22 protein-coding genes are annotated in these 23610 nt (G+C 68.6%); 13 read left to right on the top strand and 9 right to left on the bottom strand.

The annotated features are described in order from the left end of the window. Positions 1–14: 14 nt before the first annotated feature. The 4 genes from rbfA to ACIP5Y_RS02685 all read left to right on the top strand — a co-directional run bounded on the left by rbfA (position 15) and on the right by ACIP5Y_RS02685 (position 2126). Positions 15–461, top strand: a complete 447-nt coding sequence (gene rbfA / locus ACIP5Y_RS02700; protein WP_397010735.1) for a 30S ribosome-binding factor RbfA — start codon at positions 15–17, stop codon at positions 459–461. 32 nt (positions 462–493) lie between these two features. After that, positions 494–1483, top strand: coding sequence for a bifunctional oligoribonuclease/PAP phosphatase NrnA (locus ACIP5Y_RS02695; protein WP_400346974.1), 990 nt, complete (start codon positions 494–496; stop codon positions 1481–1483). Positions 1484–1581: 98 nt separating this feature from the next. Beyond that, positions 1582–1860 carry a type II toxin-antitoxin system Phd/YefM family antitoxin gene (locus ACIP5Y_RS02690; protein ID WP_400346972.1) on the top strand — a complete coding sequence of 93 codons (279 nt, stop codon included), beginning with the start codon at positions 1582–1584 and terminating at the stop codon, positions 1858–1860. Further along, entirely contained in the window at positions 1857–2126 is a 270-nt protein-coding gene (locus ACIP5Y_RS02685) for a Txe/YoeB family addiction module toxin (protein WP_400346970.1), read from the top strand. The genes ACIP5Y_RS02690 and ACIP5Y_RS02685 overlap by 4 nt, the downstream gene beginning before the upstream one ends. A gap of 173 nt (positions 2127–2299) precedes the next feature. Here the strand turns inward: ACIP5Y_RS02685 and ACIP5Y_RS02680 are convergent, their stop codons facing one another. Then, a complete protein-coding gene (locus tag ACIP5Y_RS02680; RefSeq protein WP_400346968.1) occupies positions 2300–3877 on the bottom strand; it encodes a mucoidy inhibitor MuiA family protein in 1578 nt (525 codons plus the stop codon). Positions 3878–4252: 375 nt separating this feature from the next. Here ACIP5Y_RS02680 and ACIP5Y_RS02675 point away from each other — a divergent pair, with 375 nt between their 5' ends. After that, on the top strand, positions 4253–5650 hold the full coding sequence (locus tag ACIP5Y_RS02675; RefSeq protein WP_400346966.1) for an MATE family efflux transporter: 1398 nt from the start codon (positions 4253–4255) through the stop codon (positions 5648–5650). A 38-nt stretch (positions 5651–5688) separates the two neighbouring features. Here the strand turns inward: ACIP5Y_RS02675 and ACIP5Y_RS02670 are convergent, their stop codons facing one another. Further along, positions 5689–6849: a Rieske 2Fe-2S domain-containing protein gene (locus ACIP5Y_RS02670; RefSeq protein ID WP_400346965.1), complete on the bottom strand. Its 1161-nt coding sequence runs from the start codon at positions 6847–6849 to the stop codon at positions 5689–5691. 56 nt (positions 6850–6905) lie between these two features. Continuing rightward, positions 6906–7457: a nucleotide exchange factor GrpE gene (gene grpE, locus ACIP5Y_RS02665; RefSeq protein WP_400346963.1), complete on the bottom strand. Its 552-nt coding sequence runs from the start codon at positions 7455–7457 to the stop codon at positions 6906–6908. A 49-nt stretch (positions 7458–7506) separates the two neighbouring features. Here grpE and ACIP5Y_RS02660 point away from each other — a divergent pair, with 49 nt between their 5' ends. The 3 genes from ACIP5Y_RS02660 to ACIP5Y_RS02650 all read left to right on the top strand — a co-directional run bounded on the left by ACIP5Y_RS02660 (position 7507) and on the right by ACIP5Y_RS02650 (position 12871). Then, the gene (locus tag ACIP5Y_RS02660; RefSeq protein WP_400346961.1) at positions 7507–9189 is read left to right on the top strand and encodes an Hsp70 family protein; all 1683 of its coding nucleotides are present in this window, start codon (positions 7507–7509) and stop codon (positions 9187–9189) included. Positions 9190–9214: 25 nt separating this feature from the next. After that, on the top strand, positions 9215–11776 hold the full coding sequence (locus ACIP5Y_RS02655; protein ID WP_400346959.1) for a hypothetical protein: 2562 nt from the start codon (positions 9215–9217) through the stop codon (positions 11774–11776). A gap of 138 nt (positions 11777–11914) precedes the next feature. Next, complete coding sequence (locus ACIP5Y_RS02650) at positions 11915–12871, top strand: metallophosphoesterase family protein (protein ID WP_400346957.1); 957 nt, start codon at positions 11915–11917, stop codon at positions 12869–12871. Between the two features lie 117 nt (positions 12872–12988). Here ACIP5Y_RS02650 and ACIP5Y_RS02645 read toward each other — a convergent pair whose 3' ends face one another. Further along, complete coding sequence (locus ACIP5Y_RS02645) at positions 12989–13297, bottom strand: hypothetical protein (RefSeq protein ID WP_400346955.1); 309 nt, start codon at positions 13295–13297, stop codon at positions 12989–12991. Positions 13298–13541: 244 nt separating this feature from the next. On the opposite strand from ACIP5Y_RS02645, the gene ACIP5Y_RS02640 reads away from it, so the two are divergent. Continuing rightward, a complete protein-coding gene (locus ACIP5Y_RS02640) occupies positions 13542–14696 on the top strand; it encodes an XdhC family protein (RefSeq protein WP_400346953.1) in 1155 nt (384 codons plus the stop codon). Positions 14697–14721: 25 nt separating this feature from the next. Here the strand turns inward: ACIP5Y_RS02640 and ACIP5Y_RS02635 are convergent, their stop codons facing one another. The 5 genes from ACIP5Y_RS02635 to ACIP5Y_RS02615 all read right to left on the bottom strand — a co-directional run bounded on the left by ACIP5Y_RS02635 (position 14722) and on the right by ACIP5Y_RS02615 (position 19753). Further along, positions 14722–16968, bottom strand: a complete 2247-nt coding sequence (locus tag ACIP5Y_RS02635) for a xanthine dehydrogenase family protein molybdopterin-binding subunit (protein ID WP_400346952.1) — start codon at positions 16966–16968, stop codon at positions 14722–14724. After that, positions 16965–17975: an FAD binding domain-containing protein gene (locus tag ACIP5Y_RS02630; protein ID WP_400346950.1), complete on the bottom strand. Its 1011-nt coding sequence runs from the start codon at positions 17973–17975 to the stop codon at positions 16965–16967. The genes ACIP5Y_RS02635 and ACIP5Y_RS02630 overlap by 4 nt, the downstream gene beginning before the upstream one ends. Next, a complete protein-coding gene (locus tag ACIP5Y_RS02625; protein ID WP_400346948.1) occupies positions 17972–18520 on the bottom strand; it encodes a (2Fe-2S)-binding protein in 549 nt (182 codons plus the stop codon). Before ACIP5Y_RS02625 ends, ACIP5Y_RS02630 begins: the two co-directional genes overlap by 4 nt. A gap of 196 nt (positions 18521–18716) precedes the next feature. Continuing rightward, positions 18717–19154: a MerR family transcriptional regulator gene (locus tag ACIP5Y_RS02620; protein ID WP_400346946.1), complete on the bottom strand. Its 438-nt coding sequence runs from the start codon at positions 19152–19154 to the stop codon at positions 18717–18719. Positions 19155–19180: 26 nt separating this feature from the next. Next, entirely contained in the window at positions 19181–19753 is a 573-nt protein-coding gene (locus ACIP5Y_RS02615; RefSeq protein ID WP_400346944.1) for a class I SAM-dependent methyltransferase, read from the bottom strand. Positions 19754–19954: 201 nt separating this feature from the next. On the opposite strand from ACIP5Y_RS02615, the gene npt reads away from it, so the two are divergent. The 4 genes from npt (at position 19955) to ACIP5Y_RS02595 (ending at position 23568) form a co-directional block, all read left to right on the top strand. Continuing rightward, the gene (gene npt, locus ACIP5Y_RS02610) at positions 19955–20626 is read left to right on the top strand and encodes a 4'-phosphopantetheinyl transferase Npt (RefSeq protein WP_400346942.1); all 672 of its coding nucleotides are present in this window, start codon (positions 19955–19957) and stop codon (positions 20624–20626) included. Next, a complete protein-coding gene (gene truB / locus ACIP5Y_RS02605; RefSeq protein WP_400346941.1) occupies positions 20626–21774 on the top strand; it encodes a tRNA pseudouridine(55) synthase TruB in 1149 nt (382 codons plus the stop codon). The genes npt and truB overlap by 1 nt, the downstream gene beginning before the upstream one ends. Before the next feature lie 84 nt (positions 21775–21858). Beyond that, the gene (locus ACIP5Y_RS02600) at positions 21859–22752 is read left to right on the top strand and encodes a LysR family transcriptional regulator (protein WP_400346939.1); all 894 of its coding nucleotides are present in this window, start codon (positions 21859–21861) and stop codon (positions 22750–22752) included. Positions 22753–22833: 81 nt separating this feature from the next. Continuing rightward, a complete protein-coding gene (locus tag ACIP5Y_RS02595; RefSeq protein ID WP_400346937.1) occupies positions 22834–23568 on the top strand; it encodes an SDR family oxidoreductase in 735 nt (244 codons plus the stop codon). The last annotated feature ends 42 nt before the right edge of the window (positions 23569–23610 follow it).

Here is a 23610-nt window from a genome sequence, read left to right as displayed (position 1 = left end):
AGGAGGTAACTGCCATGGTCGACCAGGCCCGGGCACGCCGACTCGCCAAGCGGATTTCCTCGATCGTGGCTACCGCGATCGAATACGAGATCAAGGATCCGCGGCTGCGGTTCGTCACGATCACCGACACCAAGGTGACCGGCGATCTGCGCGAGGCGACCGTCTACTACACCGTCATGGGTGAAACCATCGACGCCACACCCGATTACACCGAGGCGGAGGCCGGCCTGAAGAAGGCCACCGGCATCCTGCGCTCCAAGGTGGGCGCCGGCACGGGTGTGAAGTTCACGCCCACCCTGGCGTTCGTGCTGGACAAGGTGCCGGATGCCGCGCGTGAGATGGAAGAACTGCTGGCCAAGGCCCGCGCCGTCGACGAGCGAGTGGCGCAGGTCGCGGTGAACGCGAGCTACGCCGGCGAAGCCGACCCCTACAAGACCGAAGAAGACGACGAAGAAGACTGATCTTCGGTCGTAAGTCCGGGGAGGAGACGCCGGTGAACGAACCGGTCGACCTGGCCGCGGCGGTGTCGGTGCTCGACACCGCTCGCTCGGCAACCGTGCTCTGCCATGTGCAACCCGACGCCGACACCGTCGGCAGCGGGCTGGCACTTGCGCAGGTGCTGCATCGGCGCGGTGTGCCGGTGCGGGTGTCCTTCGCCGAGCCCGCCGCGCTACCGGTCTCCATGCGTTCCCTCCCCGGCACCGAATTCCTGGTGCCGCCCGCGCGGGTTCCGGCCGAAGTCGACGTGCTGATCGCGGTCGACTGCGGCAGTGTGGGCCGCCTCGGCTCGCTGCGCGACCGGCTGGACGGCGCGCGAGTGAGTCTGGTGCTCGACCATCACCGCTCCAATACCCGGTTCGGCAGTGTGAACGTGGTCGACGAGACCGCGGAGTCCACGGCGGGCCTGATCGCCCGGGTCCTGGATGCCTGGGGCGAGCCCATCGACCGATCCATCGCGCATTGCCTGTTCGCCGGATTGGTCACCGACACAGGCTCTTTCAAGTGGGCGCGGCCGGGTTCGCATGCGCTCGCCGAACGCCTGCTTGCCACCGGCATCGACGGCGCGGCCATCACCCGAACCCTCATGGACACCCACCCTTTCGCGTGGTTGCCGATGCTGTCGCGAGTGCTGGCCTCCGCCCAGCTGAACCCGGCGGCCGCGCGCGGCGCCGGCCTGGTCTACGCCGTGGTCCGGCAAGCCGACCTGACCGGCGTCCGTTCCGAGGAGGTCGAGAGCATCATCGACCTCCTTCGCACCACGTCCGAGGCGCAGGTGGCGGCGGTCTTCAAGGAGTCGCGTACCGCGCCCGGACTCTGGACGGTCTCCCTCCGCTCCCACGACAATGCTGACGGCACCCTCGGCGTGGATGTGGCGCGCGTGGCCACCGCGCTGGGCGGCGGCGGACATCGTTATGCCGCAGGCTATTCCACGACTGGCGTGGCCGAGGATCTGGTCGCGGCATTGATCGCAGCTCTCGCCTGATCGAAGATTCTCACGATCGCTTACCTAATCCCGTACGTAATTACGTACAGGATGGAGTACGTTCGTGAATATTGCCCCGCTTTGAACGGAGAGCCGCCATGCGCGCCATGCACGCAACCGAAGCCCGTGCCAACTTCGCTGCTGTCCTGGATGCGGCTACCGAGGACAACGAGGAAGTCATCATCACCCGCAGCGGCGATAAGGAACCTGCCGTGGTGATCAGCCTGCGCGAGTACGAGGCGTTGAAGGAAACGGCGTATTTGCTCGGCAGCCGGGCAAACGCACGCCGACTACTCGAGTCCGTCGAAAATGTCCGTGCTGGACGTGTCGAGCCGCGCGAGCTTCTCGACTCCGACGTGGAGGACGTTGACGAGTGAGCCGGAAGGTTCTGTTCGATACCAATGGCTGGGAAGACTATCTCTGGTGGCAGACAGAGGACCGAGCCACGCTGAAGAAGGTAGACCGGCTCATCGAGGATATTCGCCGCAATGGCAACGCAGAGGGGATCGGCAAGCCGGAACCGCTGCGGCAGAACCTGTCCGGATGGTGGTCGAGACGCATCACTCAGGAACATCGCATCGTCTATCTGGCGGACGACGAGACCGTAACTATCATCGCCTGTCGATATCACTACGACGATTGATGGCCCTTCGGTCTCGCCGGTATTCCGTTGTTGGCGGAATCGCGTTGGTGTCCGGGATCGCCATGCAGGAGCCGGCCGCGTGCATGCCCGCCGAGGCGAGCATGCACGCGCTGTACAACACCGCCGAGACCGTGTTCGACGGGCTGGAAGCAATCGGTCAGATCTGACGCCGGTCAGTCGGGCAGGCCGCTGACGGTGACGCCCTTGGCGGCCTCGACTCGGTAGCCGAAGGCGATGGTCGTTTCGGCTCGAGCGTTCAGTTCTGTTTTCCAGGTGAGGATTCCGAGTTCGTCGCGTTCCGTGGGCTGGGGTTTCAGGACGGTGTCGCGGACGGTGATCACGGCGTCGCGGGAGACCGGGAGACGGTCGAGGACCGTGACCCGGGCGGGGCGCGGCGTGTGATTCGCGATGGTGATGGAGTATTCGACCTCTATGCGGCGGCTGGAACCGAGTGTCGCCTTGGTTGCGTTGCGGCGCACCAGTTCTCGCTCGACGCGGATGCGGGCGTCGACGCCCAGGGCGAGTTCGCGTTCTTCACCGGGAGCCCAGGGGTCGAGGTCGGTTGCGCCGACGTATTCGGCGTCGTGGAAGAGCGAAGCGCGGCCCTCCGGGAGGGTGTGCTCGGAGGTGTTGCGGGCCGTGGCGCGGAGGATCGCTTCCAGGGAGCGGGCGGGGGCGGTCACGTAATCGAGGTCGGCCTCGAGGTCGAGGGCGGTGATCTGGGTGCGGTGGGCGGTGCCGTCGGCGGGGACGGCGATGGTCCGCTGCGGGGTGTAAGTCGCGGCGGTGATGCCCTGTTCGACGGTGGCGACCGATTCGCGAACAGGGGGCGGTGCCGGCTGGGGGCTGCCCGGAGCGGCCATCATCGGAGCGGACCCTGCCAGCGGATAGGAGCCGACGGTGTCGTCCATGCTGGCGCCGTAGGACATGGCTCGCCGACGGGGGACCGGGGTGGCCGGGACCGCGGGGCTGATGAACCAGGGGCTCAGTTCCGGGATGTCGACGGCCTGGGCGGGGCGGGCGGTGGACAGTTGCAAGCGGCATTCCGGCCAGTCCTCGCCGGTGCTCTGCTGGATCAGGCCGAACCAGCGCAGGGACAGGCCGGCGTCGCCGAGGCGCAGGTCGTAGCTGCTGTGCCAGCTCGCGCCGCGCACCACGTAGGAGAGTTCGAGATCCACGGTCACCGGGTCGGCGGCCTCGACGGTGATGATCGCGGCCTGGGCGTCGGGCTTGGTCTTGCCACGCAGGTCGGCCAGCCGCCGTTCGAGGGCCTGGTGTTCGCGAATGTGCTCCTGCCGCAACCGTTCCCGGTCGCGCCGGGCGGTATGCACGGCGCTGTACTGGGATTCGAGGCTGTCGCCGAAGGCGATGACGCGCGCCTCATCGGTCTTCGCCAGCTGTTCGGCCGATTCCCGCGCGAGGCGTTCGAGGAACTTGATCCGCGCCTCGGACGCGCGGTCCGCGTCGGCGAGCTGATTCATCGCGGCATCGAGTTCGCGCATGCGGGCGAGCAGTGCCGAAACCTGTTCATCGGAGGGTTCCGCCTGCCGTTCGGTCACGACATCCACCCCGAGCACCGTGACCTCGCCCTGCCCGGCCACCCGGATCGAATCCCGCAGCAGGCTCACCGGTAGCGGGCTGACCCGGATCCGATGCTCGCCCGCGGCCAGACTCGCCTTCCCGGACCGGGTGACCCGCGCCCGATCCGGATAGACCGTGACCGCGGTGATGGCAGTGTCGAGAGTCGTCATGCTCCCAGCCTGCCGCAATTGTCCCGGAATTGGCCGCGCCCGACCGGAATCCGCGCCCCGCGTCAGCGCGCCGTCCTCCATTCGGCGTGGCGGCTGATGCCGCGCACTGGTTGTCCGCTGGGCTGCGAGCTGCCCGGTGCTGCTGGTGCAGCACTCGCGGGATGGCGTGAGCGGCCCTGCGTACCCGCCGAGTCGGGGCCGTACCTGCCTGTCCGCCTGAAGCGGGGCATAAGGGTCGCTTGCGGCGCTGCCGGTGTCTGCCACCGCAACGGCCAGTCGGCGACCGGTGCGTTTCGACGGGCGGCCGCAGGGTTTCGGGATGGTGGCGGGGTGCGGTCGGCAGGTTGTGTCGTGGTCGTGTGCGATGGTGGCGGGATGAGCGGCGAGACGGCCTTGGGTGGCGAGGACCCGGGATCTTCGGTGGCAGCGCGAGCGCGCGGGGTGGCGGCGGTGGAGGCGGGGCCGCGGCGGATTCTGGGGATTGCGGTGCCGACATTGGGGGTGTTGGTGGCGGAGCCGGTTTATTTGCTTTGGGATATGGCTGTGGTGGGGCGGTTGGGGGCTTTGGCGCTGGCGGGGCTGGCGGTGGGTGGGTTGATTTTGGCGCAGGTCAGTTCGCAGTTGACGTTTTTGAGTTATGGGACGACTGCGCGGGCGGCGCGGCGGCACGGGGCGGGGGATGAGCGCGGGGCGGTGGTCGAGGGGGTGCAGGCCAGTTGGATCGCGGTCGGGGTCGGGGTGGTGATTCTGGTGGTGATCGAGGCTGGTGCGGGGCCGATTTCGCGGGCCATTTCCGGTGGGGCGGAGATTGCGGGGGAGGCGTTGCCGTGGTTGCGGATCGCCTTGTTCGGGGTGCCGTTGATTCTGTTGTCGATGGCGGGGAACGGGTGGCTGCGGGGAGTGCAGCAGACGCGGCGGCCGTTGCTGTATGTGATTGCGGGGCTGGGGCTTTCGGCGATGTTGTGCCCACTGCTGGTGCACGGGTTACTAGGGGCGCCGCGGCTGGGGCTGGAGGGGTCGGCCATTGCGAATCTCGCCGGGCAGCTGGTGACCGGTGGATTGTTCGTGCGCGCGCTGCTGCGGTCGCAGGTCTCGCTGGCGCCGCATATCGCGATCATGAAGGCGCAGCTGGTGCTGGGGCGGGATCTGATCGTGCGGAGTCTGGGATTCCAGGCCTGCTTCGTGTCGGCGGCGGCGGTGGCCGCGCGGTTCGGGGCGGCTTCGGTGGCGGCGCATCAGCTGGTGCTGCAGTTGTGGAATTTCCTGGCGCTCACCCTGGATTCGCTGGCCATTGCGGCGCAGACCCTGGTGGGTGCGGCACTGGGGGCCGGGAATGCCCGCGGCGCGGAGGGTTTGGCGCGGCGCATTACGGGCTGGTCGACGGTGTTCGCGGTGCTGCTGGCGGTGCTGTTCGCAACCGGGTATTCGATTGTGCCGCAGTTGTTCACGAACGATCCCGCCGTGCTGGACCGGGCGCATGTGGTGTGGTGGTTCTTCGTCGGGATCATTCCGATCGCGGGCGTGGTGTTCGCGCTCGACGGGGTGTTGCTCGGTGCGGGCGATGCCGCGTTCCTGCGCAATGCCACGCTGGGCGCGGCGCTGCTGGGCTTCCTGCCCGCCATCTGGCTATCCCTGGCCTACGACTGGGGGATCGCCGGAATCTGGTCGGGGCTGGTGGGTTTCATGGTGCTGCGGCTGGCGGCGGTGTCATGGCGGGCACTGTCGGGGCGGTGGGCGCGGGTCGGCGCGGAGGTGCCGCGCCGAGCCGCGTGACGACCCGGCCCGGCGCTCGAGGGTGACCGGTAGGCGGTCTAATTGCTTTCCGCCACCGCCTTTTCCGTGGCGATCCGCTCCAGGTTCTCCGCGACTTCGGCCTGCCAGTTCTCATTGGCGTGGGTGGTGTCCACCTCGTATTCGAAGCGGGCGGTCATCTCCGGGGTGATGTCGGCGACGTCCACATAGAACTGCTCGTACCAGCGGCGGTGCTGGTAGACGGGCCCGTCCTCCTTGGTGAGCAGCGGATTGTCGATGCGCGTCTTGTGTTTCCAGATCTCGACGTCCTGCAGAAAACCGACGCCGAAGCTCTTGCCGAACGCCTTGGCCAGTTTGCCGGACTTCTCCGGCGGCAGCCCGTCGATGCGCTGCACGCTGACGCCCCACTGCAGCATGAACGAGTTCTGCGTGACCGGGTAGTGGCAGTTGATGAGCGCCACTTCCACGGTGTGCTCACCGAAGTCGTTGTGCAGGTAGTTGATCATGTAGGAGGGCCCGAAATAGCTGGCCTCCGAACGCAGCAGCGACATTTCGGTCGAATAGTTGGATTTGGCGTGCACGTCCGGCCGGCCCTTGGAGTGCAGATACTGGGTGGCGACGTGCCCTTCGAAAACGTTCTTGAAGTACACCGGGTACGCGAAGTGGATATAGAAGAAGTGCGCCATATCGACGTTGTTGTCGATGATTTCGCGGCAGTGCGCGCCCTCGATGAGCAGTGAATTCCAGTCCCAGTCGCTCCACCGGTCGGTATCGATGCCGTCGATGTGCGGGATGGCGACCTCGGGCGGCGGCGGATTGCCCTCGGGGTCGTTGTAGACGAAGAACTGCCCGTTCTCCTCACAGGTGATCCAGGAGCGGGTGCGGGCCAGCGGCGGTACCCGGCGCGCGTACGGGATTGCGGCGCAACGACCGTTACCGTTCCAGCGCCAATCATGGAAGGGGCAGGCGATCTCGTCGCCCTTGACGGTGCCGTAGCCGAGGTCGGCGCCCATGTGCCGGCAGTAGCCGTCCAGGGCCTGGAGTTCGCCGTTGCTGTCGGCCCAGATCACCAGTTTGGTGCCGAAGGCGTTGACGGAGTGTGGTTGCCCGTCCCGGAAGGTCTCGGCGAGGCCGAGGCAGTGCCAGCCGCGGGCGAACCGGGTAATGGGTTCGCCGACATCGATCGTGCGATATTTCGGGGTCGAATTCGTTGCTGTCACTGCCGTCCTCCGGAGTCGAAAATCAGCGCACCATCACAGAGGTTAAGCACAAACGCTTAATCCGACAAGACCGAGTTCTTGCCCAATGGTCTGCGGTACCGGCGGACAACGACTTTGGCGGGTCTGATGGACCGCTCACCGATGGTCAGGCCCGGCTGGATCACCGACTCCACGGTCCGGTCCGCCGCCGGATCATCGGTATCGGTCAGCTCGGCGGCCTCCATGGTGAGGGCGTCGAAGGCCGCGCCGCGGAAGGGGGTGACCAGCTGCCCTCCGCGTTCGGCCAGCATGCGCTCCACGCGCCGGGCCAGGGCCTCGAAACCCTGCCGATCCGGATCGGATTCGGTGGTGGAGGAGAAGGTCTGCGCCAGGCCGTGCAGGGCGAACAGGTCCCGGATCAGGGGCGCGTCGGCCTCGGCCTGTTCGATGCGGGCGCGGGCCCTGGACTCGTCCGCTAGTCGTTCGATGGTTGCCGCTTGCCGGGCGACCACCCGAGCCAGATCGTCGATGCGCTCGGTGATCCGGTCTACACCGTCGCGGAGCGGCGTATCTACTCCGTCGCGGAGCGGCGTATCGGCAGGCTGGTCCACTGCGGATGGTTCGGTCATGGGTGAACGATAAACCCGGTGGTCGGTGCCGACTGCTAACATCGCGGCCATGGGGGTCTACGGAATCGACCTGGGCACAACGAATTCGGCAATTGCACGAATCGACGCAAATGGACGCCCTGAAGTACTGATCGGTATGAACGGTGCGCCGACCGTGCCCTCGGTGGTGCTGTTCGCCTCCGCGCAGGACCACGTCGTCGGCGAGGGCGCGCGCCGGCAGGCCCGGCTCGACCCGGAGCACGTGTGCACCCTGGTGAAACGCCGCATGGGGGATGCGGAATGGCGGTTCGCCGCGCACGGGCAGCAGTGGTCGGCGCCCGCGGTGTCGGCGCTCATCCTGGGCAGTCTGGCCGGGGATGCCGAATTCGGTGGCGGTGAACCCGTGGAGCGGGTGGTGATCACCGTGCCCGCCTATTTCGGTGACGAGGAGCGGCGCGCCACCATACAGGCCGGTATGTATGCGGGATTCGATGTGGCAGGCGTGCTTTCGGAGCCGATCGCCGCGGCCCTGGCCTACGGTTTCGGGCGGCTGGACGGCAGCATCGACACCGGTGAGATCGCCGCCCGCGAGACCGTACTCGTCTACGACCTGGGCGGCGGCACCTTCGACGCCACCGTGATCGAACTGGCGGATCGCCGCATCTCGGTGCTGGCCGTGGAGGGCGATCATCAGCTCGGCGGCGCGGATTGGGACGAACGCATCGCCCTGCACCTGTCCCAGCGGTTCTGCGCCGATCATCCGGATGCCGAAGACCCACTGGATGATTCGGTGGGCTCACAGTTGGTGGTGCTGGCCGCCGAACAGGCCAAACGAGATCTGACCACGGCCGCGAGCACGGAGGTGGTGGTCGCGCACGACGGGGTGCGATCGGTGATCACGCTGACCCGCGCCGAACTGGAGTTGCTCACCTCTTCACTGCTACGCCGGACCGTCGACCTGACCAAGGCGGTGATCGCCGCGGCCGGGCAGCGCGGGGTGCGGCACGTGGATCGCCTGCTGCTGGTCGGTGGTTCGTCCCGTATGCCCATGGTGGCCGAGCAGTTACTGAAGGAATTCGGGCTGATCGGCGAACTACACGATCCGGATCTGTCGGTGGCGCGCGGCGCCGCCCTGTACGGCGAGAAGCTGGAGATGGAGCGGCTGGTGGCCGCCGATCTGGTGACCCGCGGGCGACTATCCGCCGGCGCCGAACTGGCGGACGCCGATCCGCGTGAGCTGGAGGCGTCGCTGGTGCGGGTCGCCGAATCGTTCGGGCAGCCGGTCGGGCTGGTGCGGCGCATGATCGAGATCCAGGTGGACACGGTGGTGTCGCGCGGATTCGGGGTGCTCGCGCTGGATCCGTTCAATGGGCTGGCGGCGAGCTGGCTGGTGCATCGCAATCAGACCCTGCCCATCCGGGTGCGGCGCTCCTACGGGACGGTGCGCGCGGATCAGGATCAGATCGAGTTGACCATCGTGGAACAGCAGGGGCAGGCGGCCTCGACGCGCCCGGAGGATTCGAAGGTGCTGGTGGAGGGCAGTATTCGCGATATTCCGCCCGGCTATCCGGCCGGCAGTGAGGTGCGGGTGAGTTTCGAGATGGGGTTCGACGGGGTGCTGCACGTGACGGCCTATCACGTGGACGCGGATATGCCGCTGACCCTGTCCGTGCAGACCGGCGCGACGCTGTCGCAATCGGATGTGGCGCGCGAGCTGGATCAGCTGCAGCGCACCCGCCGCCGTCCGGCGTGACCGAGGTCCGGCCGAGCGAGAACCCATGCACGCCTTCGATCCCAACGATTACCGCAAACGAGTGCTGGCCGCAGTGGAGCGGCGGGGCGGCCTCGACCAGTCGGATGCCTTCGAGCTGTACGACATTCCCCTCGATGCGGCCGAGCAGCTCACCGACGCCGAGGTCGCCGCGCGCATCGATGCGGTGTGGGCGTTCTGGCAGAAGCAGCGTGATCACCCGAAATACCGGGTGCTGGTGGGACTGCTCGTCGACGCCCACCGCACCTTGTCCGCACCCCTGCACGGCGCGGCCGCGCGCCGAGTCGAAGCCGATCGCGTGCGTCGCCTGCGCGCCCGCCGCGACGCCGAGCGCTACGAAATGCTCGATACCGCAATCGAACGACTCGTGCAGCGGCACGGCGGCATCCCCGCCGCCAAACTCCCCGGCCTGGAGGACATCGGCAAACTCGGCGGCCTCACCCCCGCCGAAGTCCACACCCGCCTGAACCGCCACCCCCTCCTCGACGACGCCCCGCCCGCCCCCGCCGTGAGCGACCAGCGCCGGCACCAGATCCGTACCCTCCTGGCCGAATACGAGCGCCTGCACGCCGGTGAGCCGTACCCCACCCTGCTCGCGCTGCTCGGCCTGGACTACGCCAAAGCCCATCGCACCCCCGAAATCCGCCTCCGCGCCAACGCCCTTCGCGCCCGCGCCCGCGAACTCGCACCCGGCCGCATCCGAGTAGTCCTGGACGAACTCCTCATCCACATCAGCGACCTCCTGGAGCCCGGCCCCCCGACAGTCGACGCCTACCTCCGAGCGGTAACCGAAGATGTAACCACCCTCCTCCGCCCCCAGGTCCGCGCCGCCGTCCTGGTCGAAGACCGCCTGGTAGCCCCCGATTTCGACTACCTCCTACGTCTGGCCGTCACCGCCGGCCTGGACCGCCCCACCGCCGAACAAGTCCTCCACACCCTCACCGACGAACTCGGCACCACCATCGAAGGCCGCGAAAACAGGCGCAAACCCCCGGCCACTACCGCAGATTCCACTGCACGAGGAGACGATTCGCCGGGCGAAGTCGGCCCCGCCACGGGTGACTCGGTGCCGCTTCCACCGGCGGCCTCGACGGCTCCTACCGGCACGGCGGGCTCCGGTCCTGGCGATGCGCAGGACCGCGATCTCCGCGACGACGCAGCGACACGCTCGGCGGACGCCTGGCCGATGGACGCCGGAGCCGTGTTGCCGGGGCGTGAGTCGGCCGGCAGGGCTGCGGATGCTGCTGTGCCCGAGGTGGATTCGTCGCGGCGTCGGCGGCCGTCTCAGCCGCCGCCGGGACTTCCCGTGCCGCCGGGTGGTGCGGCGCAGACGGGAGGTGGAGCGCCGCAGGGGTTTGGGGTGCCGGGAGGCGAGGTGCCGCCTGGGGCCGGTGCGCCGCAGGGGTTTGGGGTGCCACCGGGAGGTGAGGCGCTGTCGGGGGCCGGTGTGCCGCAAGGGTTTGTGGTGCCGCCGGGGTTTGTGGGTGGGGGCGGGGCGCCCCCTCGGACCTGGGAGGCGCCGTTGCGGGCGGCGCGGGCGGCGTTGCGGGGTGGGCATCCGCGGGAGGCGGCGCAGCGGGTGGCGGAGGCGCGGCGGCGGTTGGGGGAGGACGGAGCGGGGGCGGCGGCGGTGCGGTCGGTGGGGGATGAGGTGGATCGGGTGCTGGCGGAGGCGGGGTCGCGGTGGCGGGCGGTGCATGCGGCGTTCGTGGGGAAGCGGTTCGTGGCGGGGCTGGAGCATTTGGATCATTTGCGGCAGCACGCCTCGGATGTGCCGGATCCGGACGGGAGCGGGTGGGGGCTGGAGCAGTTGGCGGGGCAGGGGCGGGCGGCGGTGCACGCGGCGGATCGGGAGTTCGCGACGGTGCCCGCGGGGCCGCCTGCCGCGCGGACGCGGGCGCTGCGGGCGGTGCTCGAGGTGTGTGCGGATCATCCGGCGGCGGTGACGGCCTTGGCGGGGATGCGGGTGGAGGCGCCGGCGCAGGTGACCGCCGCGCGGAAACCCGATGGGACGGTGGTGATCACGTGGTCGCCGTCCGCGGTGGACGAGGTGGAGTACCGGGTCACGCGGTTGCAGCCGGACGGGTCGTGGCGGGTGGTCGGGCGTACGCGCGGGACGGCGCTGGAGGACGGGGGCGCGGGTGGCGGGCCCACGCCGGTGTACGGGGTGGTCGCTTCGCTGTCGGGGCTCGCGTCGGAGATGCGTCGTTCGGATGGGGAGACGCGCCGGGAGGTGGCGGTCGCGCCGGATGCGGCATTGCGCGGGTTGCCGACGGTGCGTGGGCTGGCCGTGCGGTCCGGGCTGCTGATCTTCCAGTGGCCCACCGGGATCACCGAGGTGATGGTGGTGGCGCGGGTGGATGCGCCGCCCACCGATCCGGACGATCCGCGGGCGCGGCGCTGGAAGATCACCAATACCCGCTATCAGATCGACGGTGGCGTGCGGATTCCCGTGGAGATCCCGCGGCCCTGTCACCTGGCCATCGCCTCGTGCCGGCGGGATCCGACGGGCATTCTCATCGTGGCCGCCGGTTTCGCTCCCGACGCGCGGATTCGCTGGATCGGCTGAGTTCGCGGTGCCGGTCGGACCGGGCCGGCGAGGCACCGATCGAGCCCGGAACGCACGGTTCGGGGCGGGCGTGGGAATCTGGTGGGGGCCGCGGTCGTTGCTGGCGTGGACCGGTTGTGAGCAGAGAGGCGGAGCTGGGTGATTCCGAAGTTGATGGCGGTGAGCGACATTCATGTCGGTCATCAGGGCAACAAGCCGGTGGTGGAAGCCATTCGGCCGGACTCACCGGAGGACTGGCTGATCCTGGCCGGTGATGTCGGTGAGAAGACCGATGACATCCGGTGGGCGCTGGAGACCTTGCGGGGCCGTTTCGCCAAGGTGATCTGGGTGCCGGGAAATCACGAATTGTGGACCACCGCAAAGGATCCCGTGCAGATGCACGGTGCGTCGCGTTACGACTACCTGGTGTCGATCTGCCGTGACCTGGATGTACTCACGCCCGAGGATCCGTTCCCGGTGTGGACGGGTGACGGCGCGCAGGAGTACGGCGGCGCGGTCACGCTCGCGCCCCTGTTCATGCTCTACGACTATTCGTGGCTGCCGGCGGGCGCGACCACCAAGGCCGAGGGCCTGGCCATCGCGCGTGAGCGCAATGTGGTGGCCACGGACGAATTCCTGCTGTCCGCCGAGCCGTATCTCACCCGTGACGCCTGGTGTCATGCCCGGGTGAAGTACTCGATGCGGCGGCTGGATGCGCTGGAGTCCGGTACTCCGGTGGTGCTGATCAACCATTGGCCGCTGTTGCGCGCGCCGGTCGACATGATGTGGTACCCGGAATTCGCGTTGTGGTGTGGCACCGAGCTGACCGCCGACTGGCATCTGCTCTACAACACGGTGTGTGTCGTCTACGGCCACCTGCACATTCCGCGGACCAGCTGGCACGACGAGGTGCGCTTCGAAGAGGTCTCCCTCGGTTATCCGCGGGAATGGCAGCGGCGCGGGCTCCCGGACAAGCTGCTGCGCCAGATCCTGCCGACGCCCGACTACGGCGACACTCTCAACGAGTGGGGCGGCCATTTCAAGGTCACGCCCGAAATGCGTGCTGCCGCCGAGAAGATGCGCGAGCAGATCGAAAAGCGCCGCGGTCTCGCCTGATCGCACGGAACCGCCGGGATATTCGAATGCGTGCATCGAATTCCCGGCGGCCGATATTCACCGTTTATCGAGCCATTGATTCAGCTTGTGCCGGAATCGTATTCGGCTCGGGGTGAATTACCAGTTGCGGCAGCGATCGTCGTGGTGACCCCACTGGTCGTGCTCGTCGTTGTGCCAGTTGCCGTGGCGGTCGCAGTGCCAGTCGCTGTGGTACGGGTCGCCCGGGTCGGTCCAGCCCGGACGGTTGTATCCGCCCCAGTCACCGCCCTGGCCTTGGTCCTGGCCGGGGCCGGGGCCGCCTGCCGAGCCGGTGTCCTGAAGCGCCGGCGTGATGTCGGTGGCGCTCGCGGTCCCGACCATGGGGCCGACGATGAGTGCGCCCGCCGCCGCGGCGATGAACATCGTTCCGGCAATCCTAGATTTCACTTGGGGCCTTTCCATTCGGTGCTTTCGCACGCCTCGACTTGCGGGGCCAACACTAGATCAGCGAATCGTGCTGCCGGGTGGGCTCACTGGAAGTTCTAACCATTCACTGAGCAGCTACTTGGGTGTTTTGTCCAAGCTGTGAATGGCGGCCTTAATTGTTCATTGGTCCAACTTTGAGATCGGGTCCGGCGTGGTCGGCCGCGTGATACGTGCAGACCGGTCGGTTCACTGTGATGATGGGGGCATGCGTGACGTCTTGCGTCAGGTCATCGAGCGGGGACGAACGGGCCCGGTAGTGCTGGCCCGCGTGGTCGGCGTGACCGGCGCCGGACCGCGCGCCGTCGGGGCGGCCATGCTCGTCACCGCGGACGGCGAGGTCATCGGATCGCTGTCGGGCGGATGCGTCGAGGCCGCGGTGCTCGATTCGGCGGACTGCGTACTGCTCGGCGGGGTGGCGGTGCTCGAGCAGTTCGGGCTCACGGACGACGAGGGCTTCACCGTCGGACTCAGCTGCGGCGGTGAGATGGAGATCTTCATCGAGCGGATCGAACCGGAGCGAGTACCGCAGTTGGAGACGCTGGAACGCGACATTCTCTCGGGCCGGCCCGTCGCGCTCGTCACGACCCTCGACGAGAGCCCCGAATGGCAGCTCATCGATCCCGCCGCGGCAATCCCGCCGGTGATCGGTACTGCCGCGCGTGCGACAGGGCCTACTGCGTCGGCGACAGGGGCTGCCGCGGTGGCCACGGATACCGCCGCACCGGTTATCGGCCGGGACGCGCTGCAGTTGGCGCGTGCCGGCGGTTCCGGGGTCGTCGGCCTCCACGAATGCCTGGGCGCCGGCTCCCCGCGCCGGGCGTTCGTGCACAGCTTCGGTCCGCCCGCGCGCATGATCCTGGCCGGAGCGAATGATTTCGTGCGCGCCCTCAGCCGGCTCGGGGTGCAGCTCGGGTATCGGGTCACCGTGGTGGACGCGCGCGAAACCTTCACCACCCCGGCGCGTTTCCCGGCGGCGCACGAGGTGGTGGTGGAGTGGCCGCACCGCTATCTGCGCCGCGAGCACGAGCGCGGCCGCATCGACGCCCGCACCGTGGTGTGCGCGCTCACCCACGACACCAAGTTCGATGTCCCGATGCTGGCCGCCGCCTTGGCTATCGAACCGCTCGCCTTCATCGGCGCCCTGGGCTCCCGCCGCACCGACACCGACCGCAGGCAGCGCCTCCTCGACGCCGGTGTGCCGCCCGGCCGAATCAGCCGCCTGCGCAGCCCGATCGGCCTGGACCTCAACGCCCACACCCCGGACCAGACCGCGGTATCCATCGCGGCACAGATCATCGCGGAGGCCGGCGGCGCCTCCGCCCGCCCCCTCGCGGAAACGGACGGCCCGATCCACCACTGAGGGTGGCGGACAACAGCTTCGGGGCTCAGATCAGGTGTTCTATCCGCACCGGGATTTCGCGGATGGGTTTGCCGGTGGCGTGGCGGATGGCGTTGATGATTGCGGCGGAGGCGCCGACCATGCCGATTTCGCCGAGGCCCTTGACGCCGAGGGGATTCACTACCGCGTCGGTTACCGCTACGAAGGTGATGTCCACGGCGGGGGCGTCGGCGTTGACCGGGAGGAGGTATTCGAGCAGGGAGGAGTTGGCCCAGGCGCCGTTGCGGACATCGGGGAGGGTGGCCTCCATGAGGGCTTGGGAGAGGCCCCAGTTCATGCCGCCGAGGATCTGGCTGCGCGCGAGTTTGGCGTTCAGGACGCGGCCGGGGGCGTAGGCGCCGACCATGCGGCGCACGCGCACCAGTCCGAGTTCGGGATCGACTGCCACCTCGGCGAATTGGGCGCCGAAGCTGATCCTGCCGTAGGGGGCGTCGCCGCTCGGCGGGAACCAGGTGCCGATGGTTTCGAGGTCGGTGAGATGGTGCCGGGCGAGGAGGGCCGAATAGGTTTCTCCGACAGCGGGATTGGAGCGCACCCGCATGCGCCCGGCACGGCATTCGATCTCCTGCACGATGCGATCGTGCAGCGGCGATTCCGGGTCTCCGGTCGCCAATGCGATCAGCTGGGTGCGCAGGTCGGTGCAGGCGGTGTGGACGGCGGCGCTGACATTGCCCGCGCCCATCGAGCCGACCGCGGCGGCGATGTTCGGGTAGTCGCTGTCGCCGATATCGACTCGGATGCGGTCGAATTCGATGCCGAGCGCATCACCGGCAACCTGCGCCATGGTGGTGGCGACGCCGGTGCCGAAGTCCTGGGTGCCGGCCTGCACGGTCAGGGAGCCGTCGGCCAGCAGCCGCGCGTGCGCGCGCTGCGGCTGGCCGGGCAGGTACACCGGGTACCCGGCGGTGCTCATGCCCTGGCCGATCAGCCAATTCCCGTCCGTGCGCGGCCCGGCCCGGTGGTCGGCGGCCGACCAGCCGAAGCGTTCGGCGGCCACCCGGACGCATTCGGCGTAACCGTCCGAACTCCACGGATGTCCGCTCTCCGGATCGATGGCGGCGTGATTGCGCAGCCGCAATTCCACCGGGTCCACACCGATGTCGGTGGCGAGTTCGTCGACGGCGCATTCCATGGCGAGCATGCCGGAGGCTTCGCCGGGCCCGCGCATGAAGGTCGGCGTCATGGTGTTGCCGTGGATCAGCCGATACTGCCCGTCCCAGTTGGGGATGGCATACGCCTGCCCCGCGACACCCAGCGATACCTCCGCGAAGTCGTCGAAAGGTGAAGTGACGGAGAGCTTGTGGTGCCGGAGCCCGGTGAAGATGCCCTGGTCGTCGCAGACCAGCGTGATGCGTTGTTCCTGTTCTTCACGCAGTCCGGTGCCGTGGAACATCTGCTCGCGGGTGAGCACCACCTTCACCGGCCGCCCCAGCTCCCGCGCGATCATGGGCGCGAGCGTGACATGCGGCCAGATCATGGCCTTGCCACCGAAGCCGCCGCCCACGAAATGCGCCACCACCCGCACGTTTCCGGGCGAGATGCCGAGGTAGGCGGCGACGGTGGCCTGGGTGGCGCTGACGCCCTGGGTGGCGTCGTAGACGGTGACCTGGTCGCCGTCCCATACCGCGGCGGTGGCCGAGCATTCGATGGGATTGTGGTGGTTGGCGGCGAAATGGTAAGTGGCGTCGACGGAATGGGTCGCGACCCGTGCCGCCGCCTCGAAGTCACCGCGTGATTGGATCGCGGGCACCAGCCCGCAGAACACCTTCTCGGGCTGATATTGCACGTCCCGGCCGTCGTCGAGGCGGACCAATGCGTCCACCCGGTCATATTCCGCGGTCACCAATTCCGCGGCGTGCTGGGCGGTTTCGAAGGTGTCCGCCAGCACCACGGCGATGGGCTGACCGTGATAGTGAATGACATTGTCCTGCATGGGAAAGAACGTCTGCCCGGGCGCGATGCCGCCGAATCCGGACGGGAACACCGGCGGCACGGTGGCGACCTTGGGCAGGTTCTCGTGGGTGTACACCGCGACCGCACCGGCCGCCATGGCCAGGGAGGTGTCGATGGAACGCACTGTGCCGCTGCCGATCCGGGCGCCGACCAGAACCGCGTGCGCGATGCCGGGCAGCGGGATCTCCGCGGTGTAGTGCGCTTTTCCGGTCACCTTCGCGCGCCCGTCGACGCGGTCGAACCCGCGTCCGATCAGCGGGCCCGCGGCGGTGGCGGTCATCGCGTGCCGTCCAGCGGATTCACCTGTGGCCGTACGGCTTCCAAGGCGCGCACCAGGGTGCGCTGGGCCAGTCGGGCCTTGAAGGCGTTCATCGGGTGCGAGGTGTCGGCGGCTTCCAATTCGGCGGCCGCGGCCTTCGCGAAGCCGGCGGGGGTCGCGGACTTGCCGATGAGCAGGCTTTCGGCGGTGCGCGCCCGCCATGGTTTGGTGGCCACGCCGCCGAGCCCGATGCGCACGTCGACCACGGTGCCGTCGGCGACGTTCATGGCCACCGCGGCGGAGGTGAGGGCGAATTCGTAGGATTCCCGGTCCCGCACCTTCAGATAGTGCGAATTCCTGGCGAACGGCAGCGGCGGTACGTCGATGCGCGTGATCAGTTCGTCGTCGGCGATCGGATGTTCGAGGTGTGGTGTCTCGCCGGGCAGTAGGAAGAAGTCGTCGAAGCCGATGGTGCGTTCCCCGCGCGGCCCCCACACGGTGACGGTGGCGTCGAGGGCCACCAGGGGGATCGCCACGTCCGAGGGGTGGGTGGCGAAGCATTGCGGGCTGGTGCCGAGTATCGCGTGCCCGCGGTGGATGCCGTCCAGGGCCGCGCAGCCGGAGCCGGGTTCGCGTTTGTTGCAGGCGGTTCCGGGTTCGCGGAAGTAGGCGCAGCGCACTTTCTGCATGAGATTGCCGCCCATGGTCGCCATGTTCCGCAGTTGCGCGGACGCGCCTTTCCACAGTGCTACGGAGAGGAACGGATAGCGTTCCCGCACACCGGGTTCGGCGGCGACCTCGCTCATCTTGGCGAGCGCGCCGATGCGCAGTCCGCCACCGGGTGTGTGTTCGAGTCCGCCGAGGGGCAGCCAGGTGATGTCGACGACATTGTCGGGTTCCATGGCGCCGATGCGCAGCATGTCGACGAGGGTGGTGCCGCCGGCCAGGAAAACGGTTCGGGGCCTTGCGGTTACGGTGTGGACGGCCTGTTCGAGGGTGGTGGGGCGGGCGTAGGCGATGGGTTTCACGGCCGGCTCCCGTCCGCCGCGCGCATGGCGTCGCGGGCCTGCAGTACCGCCTCGCGAATGTTCTGGTAGGCGGCGCAGCGGCAGATATTGCCGCTCATCCATTCGGCGATCTCGGTTTCGGTTTCGGCGTGGCCCTCTTCGATGCATTTGACGGCCGACATGATCTGGCCGGGAGTGCAGTAGCCGCACTGGAATCCGTCGGCGTCGAGGAAGGCCTGCTGGACCGGGTGCAGGGTGTCGCCGTCGGCGACGCCTTCGATGGTGGTGATGTCGCGGCCTTCGCAGGCCAGGGCGAGGGTGAGGCAGGCGAGGACGCGCCGATTGTCGACCCAGACGGTGCAGGCGCCGCAGCCGCCTTGGTCGCAGCCCTTCTTGGTGCCGGTGAGGTGGAGGTGTTCGCGCAGGGCGTCGAGCAGGCTGGTGCGGGGTTCGAGGACCGCGTAGTGGTCGTGGCCGTTGACGCGCAGGGTGGCCATGATGCGGCCGGGGCCGATGAATTCGGCCGGTTTCGCGCCCGCGCGCCCGGTCGACGGTTCGACTGTCATACCTTCGCCTCCTTGCCGCGCGGGTCCCGGGGACACCGCGAGCCTCGCCGGACTGCGTGTGGTGATGAACTGGGCAAAATCCTAGCAACTGACCGGTTCGTCCGCAGCGTGAACGAGAAAGCCCCGCGTCAGCCCACTTTCGCGGCCCGCCCCGGCAGTGGGATACGGGCTGCGGCCGGTGCGCGGCAGCCTGCCGTCAGTGCGACTCCGCCGTCAGCCGGACCGTCTCCGCGACCTTCGTGCGGAAGTGCGGGCAGGTCCGGAAGTCCTCCGCCTGACATTCCATGGCGTGCTCGACGGTCGCCAATGCCGCTTGTGCGCGAGCGATACGCTCACGCAACCGGGCGCAGTGCCCCTGCAGCAGCCGCTGCCGGGTCGCGCGATCCGACGCGCGAGCGAACAGCTCCCGCAGGTCCTGCAGTGACAGGCCGACACCGCGGCCCGCCAGGATGATGGCCACCGCCTCCACATCGGCCTCGCGGAAACGCCGCCGCCCCGCCGAATCGCGCCGCGGCTGCAGCAACCCGACATCCTCCCAGTGCCGCAGCACGTGGGTGGCGAGCCCGAACCGGCCCGCCACTTCCCCGATGGTCAGCTCGGTGACCCGTCCGGTGCCCATGTCTGTGCCCGGCATAGTCGAACTCTAGGCCGCTCGGCGGTTCATGCCGCCCAGTTCACCAGCCGGACGAACAATCCGATCGGATGCCCTGGGAGACGGATGCTTTCGCGATGCGCGTCGTCGGAGGATATGCGCAGGACGGCCAGGGCGTGACCGGTGCGCACGAAGCGGAAGTCGTAGACGGCCAGCCGCCCGCCCGGGCGCAGTACTCGCTGTAGTTCGTCCAGTGCTGCGGGCACATCGGTCCATTCGTGCAGGCTGAGACTGGACAGCACGATGTCGAAGGCGTTGTCCGGGTAGGGGAGTGCGGTCACATCCCCGACCGTCAGCTCCACCGGATGGGCGAGCATCCGGTGTTCGGCGAGTTCGATCATGTGCGGGGACAGGTCGATTCCGTGCAGGCACAGGTCCGGCCGCCGGCGCGCGATGTGCTCGAGCAGCAGGCCCGGTCCGGCGCCGGCATCGAGCACGGTCGCACCCGTTGCGGCCAGGTCGTCGATATCGGCGGCGATGCGCCGGTAGAGGCCCTGGTTCAGGCGGGTGGCGATGCTCTCGTACCGGCGGCTCTGCGTCGCGTCGAAATGCCTGCTGCGCTTGGCTCCGAAGGTGGTCATGGCGGGTCCTTTCTGGTTCCTGCGGCCAGCGTCCGACTTCAGGCCGACCTGAAGTCAAGGGCCGGGTAGCGGCGCGGTCCGGACCGCTCTCACCGGCCGGTAGGCTCGAACCGGCAGGATTCGCGCGAGGAGGAGGCGGTCATCGAGGAGCGGGCAGTCGCGGCCACGGAGTCGGCACGATCGGCTACGGGGTCAGCGCATTTGATCGGCAGCATCCTTCCCGGCGGTGTCGCCGCCGCCGAACTGACGGTGTATCCGGAGGGCTTACAAGCACATCCGGCCGAAGAACATCTGATCTCCCGCGCGGTCGAGAAGCGGCGGCGCGATTTCATCGGCGCGCGCTACTGCGCCCGGCAGGCGCTCGCGCAACTCGGCGAACCCGAGGTTCCTATCGGCAAGGCCGAGGACGGCGGCCCGGTGTGGCCGCGCGGCATCGTGGGCAGCCTCACCCACTGCGACGGCTACAAGGCGGCCGTACTCGCACACAAGCTCCGCTTCCGTTCCATCGGCATCGACGCCGAACCGCACGCCCAGCTCCCCGACGGCGTCCTGGAGTCGGTGAGCCTGCCGTCCGAACGCGACTGGCTGGCGGCCGCGCTGCCCGGCACCGGACTGCACCTGGACCGCCTGCTCTTCTGCGCGAAGGAAGCCACCTACAAGGCGTGGCGGCCCCTGACCGGCCGCTGGCTCGGCTTCGAGGACGCCCATATCACCTTCACCGTCGACGAGCAGTCGGCCGGCGGCGCGGGCACCTTCCACAGCGACCTCCTCATCCCCGGCAACACCACCGACGGCGGCACCCCCCTCACCTCCTTCGACGGCCGCTGGCGCATCACCGACGGCCTCATCCTCACCGCGATCGTGACGAGCTGATGAGCGGCAACCAGGTGCGCGAACAGGAGGCCGTCCGCGAGCAGGAGGCCGCCCGTGAACAGGAGGCCGCCCGTGAACAGCACGAGGCGCGCGAGCAGCAGCCCGCCCGCGAACAACAGGCGGCGAGTGAACAACAGCCGGCCCGCGAACCCAAGCCGGCCCGCGAACCCAAGCCGGCTCGCGAACAGCAGCCGGGGCGCGGGCGGAAGCCGGTGCGGGAGAAGTTGCCGCCGCGGGTGGATGCGTTCGGGGGGCTGGTCATCGTCGACAAGGACGGTGGGTGGACCAGTCATGATGTGGTTGCCAAGGGGCGAGGGCTGTTGCGTACCAAGAAGGTCGGGCATGCGGGCACGCTCGACCCGATGGCCACCGGTGTGCTGGTGCTGGGCGTGGAACGCGCCACCAAGCTGCTCGGTCAGCTCATCCTGACCACCAAGGCGTACACCGCGACCATTCGGCTGGGGCAGTCCACCATCACCGATGATGCCGAGGGCGAGGTGACCGCCACCACGGCGGCCGGACACCTCACCGATGCCGAGATCGCCGCTGCCGTAGCCGAATTGACCGGCGACATTCAGCAGGTGCCGGCCACGGTGAGCGCCATCAAGGTCAACGGTGAACGCGCCTACGCTCGCGCTCGCGCCGGCGAGGAGGTGGAACTGGCCGCCCGGCCCGTCACGGTGAGCCGCTTCGATATTCTCGCTCGCCGCGATATCGACTCGGACGGAACGCAATTCGTGGATCTGGATGTCGACGTGGAGTGCTCCTCCGGCACCTACATTCGCGCCCTGGCCCGCGACCTCGGTGAAAAGCTCGGCGTCGGCGGCCATCTCACCGCGCTGCGCCGCACCCGCGTCGGCCCTTTCACCCTCGAACATGCCCGTACCCTGGAGCAGCTCGCCGCAGCCGCCGAGGCCGACGAGGATCTGCTCAGCCTGGACATCGACGCGGCGGTCCGCACCGCCTTCCCGGTGCGAGACATCACCGACGCGCAAGCCGGTGATCTCCGCAACGGCCGCTGGCTGGACCCGGTCGGCATCCCGGGCGTCTACGCCGCGATCGATCCGCAGGGGCATGCCGTCGCGCTCCTGAAGGAGAGTGGCAAGCGCGCCGCCTCGGTCATGGTGGTCCGGCCCGCGAATCTGTAGGCGCGGCCCAGCGCTGCCACTCCCCTGAACGTCCCCATGGCCGGGGCGGCTGTAGAGGCCGGTCCCGCGGCCTAGAGTGCGAGGGTGGAATTGCGGCAGTTGCGGTACTTCGTGGCGGTAGCGGAGGAGCTGCATTTCCGGCGCGCGGCGGAGCGGTTGTTCATTTCGACGCCGACGCTGAGCCAGCAGATCCGGTCCATCGAGCGTGAGGTCGGCGGGCCGCTCCTGATCCGCGGGGCGCAGGGCGTCGAATTGACCGCGGCCGGTGAGGTACTGCTGAAGGCGTCCCGCGACATTCTCGATGCCGCCGACAATGCCCTTCGTGACACCCGGGCGGTGGCGCAGCCGGACAGTGCCGTTTTCCGGCTGGGTGTCGTGAACGGCGCGCCCCCTTGGCTCCCGAGTCGCATCGAGGCCCTGCTGAAGTCACGTCAGCCGGCGGCGCGGATCATCCTCACCGGCGGTCCCTCCGCCGATCAGGTGCGCCTCCTCGATCGCGAGGATGTGGACCTGGCGATCCTCCGCAAACCGGTCCGCCTGCCCGAAAACCTGTCCTATGCGCCGATTGCCGATGAGGAACTCGGGATAGTCATGTCCCGCGACAGTGACCTGGCGGCTCAGGAGGCCATCGCTCCCGCGAATCTCGCCGGCCGCGAACTGATCATGTTCCCGCGCGGTTCCGCCCCGGAGGTGCACGATTCGATGCTGTCGCAACTCCGCGAGCGCGGCGCGACGGTCAGCCTCAGCGCCACCGCCCTGAGCCACGCCCAGATGCTCACCCTGCTCCCGCTGCGGCCGGATGCCGTGGGTCTCGGCTCCATTCGCACCGGCGAGGTGCCCGGCCTGGTCTGGCGCCCCCTGCTGCCGCGACCGGTGATCATCACCTACATCGCCGCTTGGCGAGCCACCGCCCGGAACCCGGTGCTGCACACGGTGACCGATGCGCTGTCCGGAGGATTACGGCTCGCACCGGACTGAGCTGGATCGTTAGCCGCCGCCTCATGCGCGTTCGGCAGCGCGTCGTGGACGGGGTCAGCGGCCGCGGGTTTGCTGAATGGAATGACGCAGAACGAAATTCAGGTGAAGACCGGACGCGCCGTGGTGGTGGGCGGCGGCTCCGGAATGGGGCAGGCGATTGCCGACGCGCTGCTCGCCGCGGGCAGCGAAGTGACCATTGTCGGCCGGTCGGAGCAGCGACTGGCGGATGCGGTGCGAGAGCTGGGCGCGGGCAAGGTGAACGCCCTCGCCGCGGATATCGGGGATGAGGCGCAGGTGGCACGAGTCTTCGAGAGCGTAGGCGAGGTCGATCACGTGATCACCACGGCGGGCGATACCACCGGGACCTACGGGCCCATAAAGGAATTCGACTTCGAGGCCGGCAGCGGTTTCGTCGAGACGAAGCTCATCGGCTCCATGCTGCTGGCCAAGCATGCGCAGATCGTCGCGGGCGGATCGCTCGTCTTCACGTCCGGCATCGCCGCCTATCGGCCGGCCGCCGGCGGGGCAATGGTGGCGACCGTGAATGCGGCCCTGGAAGGGCTGGCGCGGGCGCTGGCGATCGAACTGGCGCCGACCCGGGTGAATGCGGTGTCACCGGGCTGGGTGTGCACTGGAATCTGGGACAAGCTGGGCTGGGACGACAAGGAGGAGCGGTTGCGGACGATGGCCGAGCGGCTGCCCGCCGGTCGCCTCGGAATGCCGGAAGATATTGCGCAGGCGGTGCTTTCGCTACTGCGGAACCGCTTCATCACCGGCACCGTCGTGCATGTGGACGGTGGGCATCGGCTGGTCTGAATTCCCTCTCCCATTTCAACGTATATCGCGCGGGGGGTCTTG

The sequence above is a fragment of the Nocardia sp. NPDC088792 genome (genome assembly GCF_044750615.1).
In the GTDB taxonomy this organism is placed as follows: Bacteria; Actinomycetota; Actinomycetes; order Mycobacteriales; family Mycobacteriaceae; genus Nocardia.
This window is presented reverse-complemented; position numbering and strand designations above follow the sequence as displayed.